The sequence below is a fragment of the Mycobacteriales bacterium genome, assembly GCA_035690485.1.
Classification (GTDB): domain Bacteria; phylum Actinomycetota; class Actinomycetes; order JAFAQI01; family DASSKL01; genus DASSKL01.
In genome coordinates, this window is record DASSKL010000011.1 from 1 (window position 1) to 10,512 (window position 10,512).

At 70.8% G+C, this 10,512-nt stretch carries 15 protein-coding genes; 14 read left to right on the top strand and 1 reads right to left on the bottom strand.

The window, feature by feature from the left end; all coding sequences use genetic code 11:
- The 10 genes from VFJ21_02545 to VFJ21_02590 all read left to right on the top strand — a co-directional run.
- Positions 1 to 195: hypothetical protein (locus VFJ21_02545; protein ID HET7406002.1), on the top strand; the 195-nt coding region annotated here is incomplete at its 5' end.
- A 50-nt stretch (positions 196 to 245) separates the two neighbouring features.
- Positions 246 to 440, top strand: coding sequence for a hypothetical protein (locus VFJ21_02550; GenBank protein HET7406003.1), 195 nt, complete (start codon positions 246 to 248; stop codon positions 438 to 440).
- A 241-nt stretch (positions 441 to 681) separates the two neighbouring features.
- Positions 682 to 1,320 carry a hypothetical protein gene (locus tag VFJ21_02555; GenBank protein ID HET7406004.1) on the top strand — a complete coding sequence of 213 codons (639 nt, stop codon included), beginning with the start codon at positions 682 to 684 and terminating at the stop codon, positions 1,318 to 1,320.
- Positions 1,292 to 2,800, top strand: a complete 1,509-nt coding sequence (locus VFJ21_02560) for a hypothetical protein (GenBank protein ID HET7406005.1) — start codon at positions 1,292 to 1,294, stop codon at positions 2,798 to 2,800. Before VFJ21_02555 ends, VFJ21_02560 begins: the two co-directional genes overlap by 29 nt.
- An 18-nt stretch (positions 2,801 to 2,818) precedes the next feature.
- The gene (locus VFJ21_02565; GenBank protein ID HET7406006.1) at positions 2,819 to 4,180 is read left to right on the top strand and encodes a DUF935 family protein; all 1,362 of its coding nucleotides are present in this window, start codon (positions 2,819 to 2,821) and stop codon (positions 4,178 to 4,180) included.
- Positions 4,181 to 4,221: 41 nt separating this feature from the next.
- Positions 4,222 to 4,785 (top strand): phage minor head protein, encoded by a 564-nt coding sequence (locus VFJ21_02570; GenBank protein ID HET7406007.1) that lies wholly within the window; start codon positions 4,222 to 4,224, stop codon positions 4,783 to 4,785.
- A 9-nt stretch (positions 4,786 to 4,794) separates the two neighbouring features.
- A complete protein-coding gene (locus tag VFJ21_02575) occupies positions 4,795 to 5,907 on the top strand; it encodes a peptidoglycan-binding domain-containing protein (GenBank protein HET7406008.1) in 1,113 nt (370 codons plus the stop codon).
- A complete protein-coding gene (locus VFJ21_02580) occupies positions 5,904 to 6,989 on the top strand; it encodes a hypothetical protein (protein HET7406009.1) in 1,086 nt (361 codons plus the stop codon). Before VFJ21_02575 ends, VFJ21_02580 begins: the two co-directional genes overlap by 4 nt.
- Positions 6,990 to 7,017: 28 nt before the next feature.
- On the top strand, positions 7,018 to 7,419 hold the full coding sequence (locus VFJ21_02585; GenBank protein ID HET7406010.1) for a hypothetical protein: 402 nt from the start codon (positions 7,018 to 7,020) through the stop codon (positions 7,417 to 7,419).
- A 39-nt stretch (positions 7,420 to 7,458) separates the two neighbouring features.
- Positions 7,459 to 8,361: a hypothetical protein gene (locus VFJ21_02590; GenBank protein ID HET7406011.1), complete on the top strand. Its 903-nt coding sequence runs from the start codon at positions 7,459 to 7,461 to the stop codon at positions 8,359 to 8,361.
- Here VFJ21_02590 and VFJ21_02595 read toward each other — a convergent pair.
- A complete protein-coding gene (locus VFJ21_02595; GenBank protein ID HET7406012.1) occupies positions 8,348 to 8,800 on the bottom strand; it encodes an HNH endonuclease signature motif containing protein in 453 nt (150 codons plus the stop codon). The two genes, VFJ21_02590 and VFJ21_02595, sit on opposite strands and share 14 nt — an antisense overlap.
- Before the next feature lie 96 nt (positions 8,801 to 8,896).
- Between VFJ21_02595 and VFJ21_02600 the strand changes: the two genes are divergently transcribed.
- The 4 genes from VFJ21_02600 to VFJ21_02615 form a co-directional block, all read left to right on the top strand.
- Positions 8,897 to 9,226 (top strand): hypothetical protein, encoded by a 330-nt coding sequence (locus VFJ21_02600; GenBank protein ID HET7406013.1) that lies wholly within the window; start codon positions 8,897 to 8,899, stop codon positions 9,224 to 9,226.
- Positions 9,226 to 9,696 (top strand): phage protein Gp36 family protein, encoded by a 471-nt coding sequence (locus tag VFJ21_02605; protein HET7406014.1) that lies wholly within the window; start codon positions 9,226 to 9,228, stop codon positions 9,694 to 9,696. The genes VFJ21_02600 and VFJ21_02605 overlap by 1 nt, the downstream gene beginning before the upstream one ends.
- Entirely contained in the window at positions 9,686 to 10,126 is a 441-nt protein-coding gene (locus VFJ21_02610; protein ID HET7406015.1) for a hypothetical protein, read from the top strand. The genes VFJ21_02605 and VFJ21_02610 overlap by 11 nt, the downstream gene beginning before the upstream one ends.
- Positions 10,126 to 10,512 (top strand): minor capsid protein (locus tag VFJ21_02615; GenBank protein ID HET7406016.1); only part of this gene is annotated, 387 nt, incomplete at its 3' end. The genes VFJ21_02610 and VFJ21_02615, both read left to right, overlap by 1 nt.

The following is a 10,512-nucleotide window of genomic DNA, read 5'->3' on the forward strand; positions in this document are numbered from 1 at the left end:
TATGTGAACCCGTACGACACCGACGCTCACCGCCTTTGGGTCGAGCAAGGGAACTGCCCGGCGATCCACCGCACGAAGACGTGGTGCGGTGACCGGGCCGGTCACCGCGGCGACCACCATGCACCACGGCTGACGCCGCCCGGAGTAGTCCAGGACTACCTGTGGTGGTCCGACGCGGAGAACCATGACGCTTAGCCGCCGATTAGAGCTCGCGGCAGTCGAGCGTTCACCGCAGCCATGAGACCGTGGCTGTAGCGCCGAGCGAAGACGTCCTCGACATTGAGTTCGACGACACCTACGGCCTCGCCGAGGGTCAGCCGGTGCTGATCTGGACCGAGCAGCGCGTCTACTTCCCGGTCGTCTACGACGGTGCGGAGTGGCTCGGCTCAGCCCCGCGCAACCCGACGAGGGAAGGGCAGCCGCATGTCGGCGGTGAGTGACCGCCCGCAGCCACCGAAGCCAACCCCTCGACTGATGGTGAACGTCCGCCTGTCACCGAACGGCCTGAAGGCCGTGGATGATCTGGCTGAGGTTGAGGATGTGACCCGTTCGGAGATGATCCGCCGCCTACTGTCTGAGGCTGTGGCCGCGAGGGGCAAGCGATGAGCGAGACGGGCTGGTTCGCGGATGTGGCCGACGTGTTCGACCTGCTCGGCGCCAGCTCAAGACGGAGGTGACCTCGTGGCCGACTGCCCTAAATGCGGCCAGGAACACCGCACCCCCACCGGGCACGAAGCCTGCGGCGGCCACCAGAAACAGGCCCGCGGCGGCGGACCCTGCCGGTCCCGCGCCGGCGCCGGCACCGACCACCCCGGCTACGGCAACTGCAAGTTCCACGGCGGCACCAGCCGCAACGGGCAGCGGCACGCCCAACGGGCACACGCCGAAGAGGCCGTCCGCGTCTACGGCCTGCCGGTACAGACCACACCCGAGCAGGCGCTGCTCGACGAGGTGCACCGCACCGCCGGGCACGTCGCCTGGCTACGCGACCGGATCGCCGACCTCGACCCGGACGCCCTCACCTGGGGGCTGACCAAACGCGAACAGGTCGGCGCGGCTGAGTTCACCGGCACGAACAGCACCGAAGCGGCGGCCGTGCACGTGTGGCTCGAGCTGTACCTGCGCGAGCGCCGCCACCTGGTCGACGTGTGCGCGAAGGCCATCACCGCGGGGATCGCGGAACGGCAGGTGCGCCTGGCCGAGGCGCAGGGTCAGCTGATGGCGCAGGCGCTGATCGCCATCCTCGACGGGCTGGCGTTGACCGAGGAGCAGCGGGAGAAGGTGCCGGAGCTTGTCGACCGACACCTTCACGCCGTTTGACCCGTGCGCCGTCTCGGCGGAGCACGCCACGGCCATCATCAAGGCCAGGTACGGCAAGCACGGCTGGGCGGCCGACCCGGCCGGCTGGGTCGCGGGCCGGCTCGGTGAGCATCTGTGGTCGGCGCAACGGCTGATCGCGGAGAGCGTGCGGGATTACCGGTACACGGCCGTGCAGTCCTGCCACGGCGCCGGTAAGAGCTTCGTTGCGGCCCGGCTCGCCGCCTGGTGGCTGGACACCCGTGACGACGCGTTCGTGGTGACGACCGCGCCGACGTTCCCGCAGGTGCGGGCGATCCTGTGGCGGGAGATCGGCCGGGCGCACCGGCGCGGCGGCCTGTCCGGCCGGGTGAACCAGACCGAATGGTGGGACGGGTCGGAACTCGTCGGCTACGGCCGCAAGCCGGCCGACTACGACCAGGCCGCCTTCCAAGGCATTCACGCCCGGCACGTGCTGGTCATCATCGACGAGGCGTGCGGCGTGCCGAAGGCCCTGTTCGACGCGGTCGACTCCCTCGCCACCAACGAGCACGCCCGGGTGCTGGCGATCGGCAACCCGGACGACCCGACCGCGCACTTCGCGACCATCTGCCGGGCCGAGTCCGGCTGGCACGTGATCCACATCGACGGCCTGGCGACACCGAACTTCACCGGGGAGCCGGTCCCCGAACCGTTACGCCCGCTGCTGCCGTCCCCGGAATGGGTGGAGGAACGCCGGCAACGCTGGGGTGAGGGTTCCCCGCTGTGGCAGGCGAAGGTCCGCGGCCTGTTCCCCGAGCAGGCCGACGACGGGCTGATCCCCCTGTCATGGGTGCTCGCCGCCCAACGCCGCTGGGCCGAATGGGACGAGCAGGGCCGGCCGACGCAGCTGGGCCGCCGTGTCGTGTCCTGCGACGTGGCCCGGTTCGGTGACGACGACACGGTGATCGCGATCAGGCAGGGGCAGGTCGTCGAGTCCCTGCACCGCTGGCACGGCCTGGACACGATGGCCGTCACCGGCCACGTGATCGCGAAACTCGCCGGGCAGCAGACCGCGCTCGCCGTCGTGGACGTGATCGGCATGGGCGCCGGGCCGGTGGACCGGCTACGCGAGCAAGGCAAGAGCGTGGTCGGCTTCAACGCGTCGCACGCAAGCCCCCGCCGGGACCGCTCCGGGGAGCTCGGTTTCGTCAACACCCGTTCGGCGGCCTGGTGGAACCTGCGCGAGCAGCTCGACCCGGCCTACGGGGCGACCCTCGCCCTTCCGCCGGATGACCAGATGGCCGCGGACCTGACCGCACCCCACTGGCGGGTCACCTCCACCGGACGCGTGCAGGTCGAATCGAAAGACGCCATCCGCAAACGGCTCGGCCGTTCCACCGACGCGGGGGACGCGGTCGTGCAGGCCGTCTGGCTGCCGGCCAACCCGGTCGACCAGGACGTGACCGGCGTGCACCCCTACCAGACCAGCCCCGACGGTGAAGGCGTGTACCGCTGGGCGTGACCGACGTGAGGAGCAGGCGTGGTCGACGTGATGCCCGCCCCGATCGCCGGACCCGAGGTCGGCTCCGGGTTCGACGCGACCCGGCTGTTCGCCCTGTGGGCGGACGGGAAGGTGTTCGACACCGGCCCGGTCGAGGTCCGCGACCTCGAGGACATGCTCCGCGTGGACGGCAAGGCCCGCGCCGTCGAGCAGGTGCTCACCCTGCCGTTGCGGTACGCCCCCTGGTCGATCATCCCCGGCAAGGACGACCGGGGGGAGGCGGCGTTCGTCACGGACGCGCTGACCCGGCCGGCCAACGCGGGTGGCATGTCGACGCCGATGGAGCTGGTCGTCGGGCAGATGACGGGGGCGACCCTGTTCCGCCGCGCCTTCTTCGAGAAGGTGTTCACGATCCGGGACGGCCGGGTCGTCTACGACAAGCTGGCGTGGCGCCCCCCGTCGACCTGCTACCTGGCGCACGACGAGACAGACGCCGCGTTCGCCGGGTTCAAGCAGCGCACCTGGCGCGGCAAGCAGTTCATCGACGTGAACATCCCGGCGCAGCGGTCGTTCGTCTTCGTCCACGGCCAGCACCGCGACCCGATCAACGGCACGTCCGACCTGGACGTGGCCTACCAGGCGTGGCAGACCAAGCAGAAGATCCGCTTCCTGTGGGCGATGTTCCTGGAGAACCTGGCGATGCCGCGGGCCGTCGCGCAGGCGTCGAACGAGGACCCGGCATCGAAGGACGACCTGGCCCGCAAGATCGCCAAGTTGAAGGGCGGCGGTGTCGCGGGCATCGGCCCGAACGAGAAGGTCACCCCGTTCGAAACATCGCAGGGTGCGGGGGCGTCGTTCGAGGCGGCGATCCGCTACCTGGACGGAGAGATGACCGGCAGCGTGCTCGCCGGATTCGTCGACCTGGCCGACGCGGGCGCGTCCGGCCGCGGGTCGATGGCCTTGTCGCAGGACCAATCCGACTTTTTCATCAAGACCCGCGAGGCGGTGCTGCGGGAGATGTCCGCCGCCGTGCAGGGGTTCCTGCTCGCGGACCTGGTCCGGTGGAACTTCGGCCCCGCCGCGTCGGTGCCCACGTTCAAGATGGGGCCGATCTCCGAGGGTGACGCGGAGCAGGCGATCAGCCTGCTGCAGGCGCTGTCGGTGGCCCCGTCGATGACGGTGCTGCCGTGGGCGTTCATCGACGAGCTCACCTCCCGGGTGGCGTCGTTCCTGAACCTCGACGTGGACAAGATCGCGGCGGCGGTACGGCTGCGGCAGGAGAAGAGCGCGTTCCCCGAGCCGTCCGCCCCGTTGCATGCGGCGGTGGCGACGGCGGCGGAGACGATGACCGCGCCGGACCCGGAGCGGGCACTCGCTGAGCGGCTGGCGGGGAAGCTGTGAGCCAGCAGACGCAGGACCGGCAGGCCGCCGGTGTGGTCACGGTGGCGACGATCCTCGCGTCCACGTTGCCGCCGGCGCTGATGGCCGCAGCGCTCGCGCAGGCCCTCGGGATCACCGTGCAGGCCGCGGCCGGACTGTTGAGCATCACCCCGCCCGTGCAGGCGGCGGCGGCGGGTCCGGCGACGGCGGCCGTGCAGGCGGCGGCCGGCACCTACCGGGCTGCCTACCTGAGCGCGGCTGCGGGCCGGGTGAAGACGCGGATGGCCGCCGGGAAGACGCTGGCGCAGGCGTTGAAGGCGGAGGCGCCGCTCGCTGTCGCGCATCTGCGGGCGCAGCGTAACCGGGTCCGGGCCGCCGCCCAGGTCGATGGGCAGGTGACGGCGCACGGGCCGCTGCTCGGCTGGTACGCGGTGATGGACGGCCGTACGTCGGCCGAGTGCGCGGCAGCGAACGGGCGGAACTTCAGCGTCACATCCCCGCCGGTGATCGGCCTGCCCGGCTCTGTGCACCCGCATTGTCGGTGTCGTGCCGGCGCGCCGCATGTGAACGCGGGCACGGTCGACCGGGCGGTACGCGCGGTGAGCGGTGAGCGGAGGGCGGCGTAGATGGCGGGCGTGTGCACCGGACCCGGGCCGTGCGACACGACTCCGTTCGGCACCGGCAACAACTGGGTGAACAAAGTCGGCGGTCTACCGCTGTACATCCGGGCAGTCGCCAAGGCGTTTCGCCGTCAGGGGCTCACCGAGTCGCAGGCGATCGAACGGGCCGTCGGCGTGGTCCGTAACTGGGCGCAGGGCAAGGGCACAGTGAGCGCGGCGACCCGCGCCCGGGCGGTGAAGGCACTCGCCGAGTGGGAAGCGAAGAAGACCGCAGCGCACACGCTGACCGCCGACCCGCCGCAGGCTGTCGACCTGGCCTGGGACGAGTCCAAGCATCCCCGCAACCGGGGCCGGTTCGCGCCGAAAGGCTCACGGACCGTCGGCGCGCAACCCAAACCGAAGGGCTCCGACCTACCCCCCAGCCTGGTCGCGCAGGTGCGGGACTTCCAGAAGCGGGCCGGGCTGCCGGTCACCGGAACATTCGACCAGGCGACGAAAGCCCGGATCACCGCGTTGACCGGGCCGAAGCCGGCCGGGTCGAAGACGGCGAAGCATGCGGCGGCGCTCGCGAAAGCCGCGGCGCGGAAGAAGGCTGCGGCGGCGCGGAAAGCGGCACGCGCCCAGCAGAAGGCGCAGCGGGCGAAGGTGTCCGCCGCCAAACATCAGGCCGCGTTGGACCGGGCCGCCCGCGCCCGCACCGCCGCCGCCGTGAACAAGCTCACCGCGGCACAGCGGGCCACCTACCGGCAGCGCCAGCCGCAACCACCGGCCGGCTACACGTGGACCGGCAAGGACCATCTGCGCGCCACCGGCACCACCGTGCAAGCCCAGCAGGTCCGCAAGGTGGTCGGCCTGGCCAGCCCGCTCACCTCCGCCGACAGCGGGCAGCACGTCACCGTCTCCGCGCTGGTCAAGCACGGCGAGGCGATGCCCCCGGCGCCAGGCACCGGCCGGGCCGGGCGGTTCCCGATCCGTAACCACGACGACCTGCGTAAGGCCATCCGCGCGGTCGGCCGCGCCAAAGGCGACCACGCGCAGGTACGCCGGTTCATCATCCGCCGCGCCAACGCCATCGGCGGCGCGCATCTGATCCCCGACAACTGGGCAGCAGACGGGAGCCTGAAGTGACCACCGCCGTCCTCACCCCCTACCGGCGTGACCTCGCGAAGAACCTCGGCGGCCGACTGTTCCGCAAGCAACTGCTACCGGTCGGCTCGATCAACTACAAGGGCCGCACGCTGGACTTCACCCGCGACTACCTCGCCGACCTCGCCAACGCGTTCGAAGCGAAGGCCTACGACGCCGTGAAGTTCCTGCTCGCACCGTCGGACAACACGCACACCATGGACCCCGAGCGGATGCGCGGAACATTGCGCGGCGTCGAACTCGCCGACGACGGGCTCTACGGCTACCTCGACCTGTCCGACGGCGCCGCCCAACTCGTGACCGAGCACCCGGACCTCGGCGTGTCCGCCCGCATCGTCGAGGGGCTCGCCCGCGCCGACGGCAAGACGTTCCCCCGCGCCATCCAACACGTCCTCGGCACCCTCGACCCGCGGGTGACCGGGATGAAGCCGTGGGAGGCCGTGGACCTCGCCGGCGACGACGTTCCGACCGTCGACCTGACGGACGGCACCTACACCCAGGAAGGGGCCACCATGCCCGAGATCACCGAGGAGCAGAAGGCGCTCCTCGACCGGCTGGCGGCCCTGCCCGCCGACCGGATCGACGCGCTGCTCACCCCCCCGACGGCCGACACCGAGCCGTCCGAAGCCGAGATCACCGCCGCGCTCGACGCGCTGGAGGTCGAAGCGAACACAGAGCCGGCCGAACTGTCCGCCGAAGCGCAGGCAGCGATCGACCTGGCGAAGGCGCAGGCCGAGCAGGCCAACAGCCGCGCCTCCGACCTGGAGCGGGCGCTCGCCCGCCAGTCGTGGGCCGCGCAGCGCGCCGAACTGGCCGCTGCCGGCGTGCCGCCCGCAGACCTGGACCTGGCGACGCCGCTGCTCGAGCAGCCGACGCCTGCGGTCATCGACCTGGCGAACGACGAGAAGGTCGACGCGACCGAGATCGTCCGCCGGCTCCTCGACGCCCGCAAGGGCACCGTCGACCTGTCCCGCGAGGTCGGCACCTCCCACACCGCCCCGGACGACTCGGACGCGCAGGCCGCGCTCGAGGCGTGGGAGCGGCAGTACCCGGCGAAGCGCTGACCAGCCCTTCACAGTCAAGGAGAGACCCATGAGTGCGATTGCTCCCCGTTTCACCGAAGGGCCGGTCACCTACACGGTCGCCGAGCCCGTCACCGGCGGCCAGCTCGTGGAGGCCCGCGCCAGCTCGGTGGTCGGTGTGGCCGCCGCTGGCAGCCTCGCGGTGCTCGGTGTCGCGTTGAAGGACGCCACCAACGCCGCCGCGGCCACGAACGACGCGACGGCGCTGCCGTCCACCGTCCCGGTCGCCGCCGACGTGCACGTGTACGTCACCTACGCGGCGGCGGCGAACTTCGGCGACAAGCTGATCGCCGCCGCGAACGGCCAGGTCACCCCGGCCGGTGCCACCCCCGACGCGCGGACCATCGTCGGCTACTGCTCCAACCCTGGCGGGGTTGGAGCAGGCGCCGTCGGGCTCGCGTTCATCGACTGACCGCCGCCCACGCGGCCCTGAGCCTCCCAAGGAGAGGACATGACCACACGCTTCATCAGCGTGGACGACGGCCAGAAGCTCACCGTCTCCGCGCTCGTCAAGGACCCGACGCTGATCCCGCGGCGCATCCTCGACATCGCCAACAACATGTTCGTCGCGGACAAGATCCTGCGTCCGGGGCCGTCGCTGCCCTCCGGGGTGGCGAAGTACTTCGAGTCCACGCCCATGTTCGCCGACGACGACGTCGCGATCGTTGAGGAGTTCGGCAAGATCCCGGTCGGCCGTAACTCGCTGGGCGACGTGAAGTTCCTCCGGGCGGTCAAGCGGGCGCTCGCGGTGCTCATCTCCCAGGAGATGATCAACCGCAACGACGTGGACGCGGTCAACACGCAGATCAACCAGGTCCGCAACACGATGGTCAAGGGCATCGACGACGCGGCGATGGGCACGATCCTGGGCAACGCGAGCGTGAACACGATCGCAGCGTCGGCCGCGTGGTCGTCGTCCACGTCGAAGATCCGCCTCGACCTGGCCGACGCGATCAAGTCGGTGGCCGACTCGACCGACGCGAACGGCGGCAACTTCGGCTTCACCCCGGACACGCTGGTCATCAACACGACTGCGCAGGCCGACTTCCTGTCCTCCGACGACGTGGCGAAGGTGTTCGTCGGCAACGTCGCGGACCAGAACCCGCTGCTGCTGGGCAAGCTGGGGCCGAACTTCTTCGGCCTGGACGTGATGGTCACCCGGTCGGCGACGCTGGCCGGTAAGGCGCTCGTGCTGGAGCGGGGAACCGTCGGGTTCATCTCCGACGAACGGCCGTTGCAGGCCACCCCGCTCTACGAGGACCGGCCGACCGAGACGTGGCGGTCGGACACGGTCCGAGCCTCCGCGATCGGCATCGATCAACCGAAGGCGGCATGCGTGATCACTGGCGTCTAGCGCGCCACCGTCTGGTCGCCTCGCGTCGGCACACGCGGCAGACGCGAGCGCCCCGGCTGTTGATCACAGTGTTGTCTTCGTCGTAGGGATGCCCGCTCGGGCATCGGGTGCGGTCTTCGGGTCTCAGCTTCCGCTGCTTCCCCACCGCGATGTATCCCCGGAGCCGGTTCTCCCCGTTCGTCACGGGCTCCAGGTGCGCCGGGTTCACGCAGTCCCGCACACGGCAGAGATGGTCGAGCTGCAGCCCCGCGGGCACCGGGCCGAAGGTCAGTTCGAATGCCAGCCGGTGCGCCAGCACCATGCGGTTCCCGTGGCGGATCTGCGCGTAACCATTCGGGGTTCTCGCTAGCCCCTGATAGCGCCAGCAAACGCCCGGATCGCTCCGATCGACCCGCTTCCAAAGCCGCGTCGCGACATCGCCGCGGATACGCTGGGCCACGTCGAACCTCCTCGTAGGTTCGGCCACGCCCCGGGACGGTTACCGCCGTCGCCGGGGTCTTTCGTCCCCCGAACGATACCGAGAAAGGGGCCCGCCATGGGTCAGCAGGAGCCGATGAAGGCCGGGAAGTACGAGCTGCACGTCGACCATTGGCGCAAGGTCACGTCCAGGCCCGGCCAGCCGTTGGAGTACGAGCTGTACGGCCGGTCGCACACCGACGCGGACGGCAACCCGAAGGTCATCGTCGAGCTGCCCGCGGAGGAAGCGGAACGGCTCAAGGACGTGATCAGCAAGCCGGGTGAGCGGGCGAAGGCCGAGGCGGAGCGGCTACGCGCCGAGGCGGAGCGGCTGTCCGCACGTGCGGCCGAGCGTGAAGCGCAGGCGAAGGACGTGGACAAGGACGCACGGGCGGTCGGGAAGTCCTGATGCCTTACGCCGTCCCGGATGATGTGCGGGGGGTGCTCGCCGGCAGTGAACTGCTGGCGGGCACCGCCGCATCGCTGACGGACACCGACCTGGTGACGGCGATCGACGAGGCGCAGCAGGAGGTCGACGGTCGGCTCGCGGCCCGGTACGCGGTGCCGTTCACCGACCCGCCGCCCGCCGTGGTGGCCTCCGTCACCCGGGACATCGCCGCGTGGCTGGCCACCCTCACCTGGCGGCGCGGTGAGCCGATCGCGGCGACCGAACCGGCCGCGTTGCGCTACCAGCGGGCTGAGGGGCTGCTCGGGCAGCTGGCCAGCGGCAACCTGTCGTTGGACGTCGACCCGGCGCCGGTCGCCGCGTCGCAGGCCGCGGTGGTCAACCGTTACGACGGCGACCTGTTCGGACCGGACGACTTCGGTCTCGGCCCGGCGCCGGCCGGCTGGGGCCGGTGGCCTGACCGTGCCTGGTGACTTCGCCGCCCGCATCGATGAACTGCTGAGCGATGTCGGCGATGGTGACCTGACCGGCCGCTGCGAGGTTGATCAGATCTACGCGCGCTACCAGCATGAAGGCGTGGAGTTCCGCCATCCGGAAGGCGGCCAGGCGAAGTACCTCGAACAGCCGCATTTGCAGGCCACTGAGGACTACATGCGCCGGCTCGCGAAGAGCACACTGGAACCGCACGGCCTCATCGATGCGATGGCGGACAACATGGAGCATCTCTCCCGCGCGGTCTACGACCACGCGCCGTTCGAGTTCGGTGACCTGCGCGCCTCCGGGCATCCGACCGTCGAAGACGACGGGCATGTCGTGTACGACCGGCCGCCGCTGGTGCACCGGCTCACCGAGGACGAGTTGAAAGCCAAGGACCGGGTGCGGGACCTCGGGTTCGGGCACTGATGCTCGCCGTCGCCGACGTGGCCGGCTTCCTGTCCGGGCTGGGGATCACCGCGCCGGTGCTGTCCCTCGAGGATGTGGTCGCGCAGAAGCCCGCCATGCAGCATGTGATCGCGGTGCCGACGGGTGGCCCGCGGATGCTGCTGGAACGGCTGATCGACGTGCCGACCTTCCAGCTGCGGTCGGTCGGCCTGCAACGGGACTACGCGAGCGCGGAAACCCTCGCCGGGCAGGTCGATTCGGCGTTGCTCGCGGTTCGGCCGCCAGCGACGATCGCGGGCCGCCCGCTGACCGTGGTGGACCGGGTCGGCGGGCCGCCGTCGTTCTTCGCCCGTGACAGTGCGGGGCGGACGGTGTTCGTCTGCAACTACCTGTTCGAGGTCGCCGCC

What these genes read in the sequence shown, in the direction of transcription:
- VFJ21_02600 (HET7406013.1), top strand. Translation starts at nt 8,897, where the DNA reads ATGGGTCAGCAGGAGCCGATGAAGGCCGGGAAGTACGAGCTGCACGTC.
- VFJ21_02605 (HET7406014.1), top strand. Translation starts at nt 9,226, where the DNA reads ATGCCTTACGCCGTCCCGGATGATGTGCGGGGGGTGCTCGCCGGCAGT.
- VFJ21_02590 (HET7406011.1), top strand. Translation starts at nt 7,459, where the DNA reads ATGACCACACGCTTCATCAGCGTGGACGACGGCCAGAAGCTCACCGTC.
- VFJ21_02585 (HET7406010.1), top strand. Translation starts at nt 7,018, where the DNA reads ATGAGTGCGATTGCTCCCCGTTTCACCGAAGGGCCGGTCACCTACACG.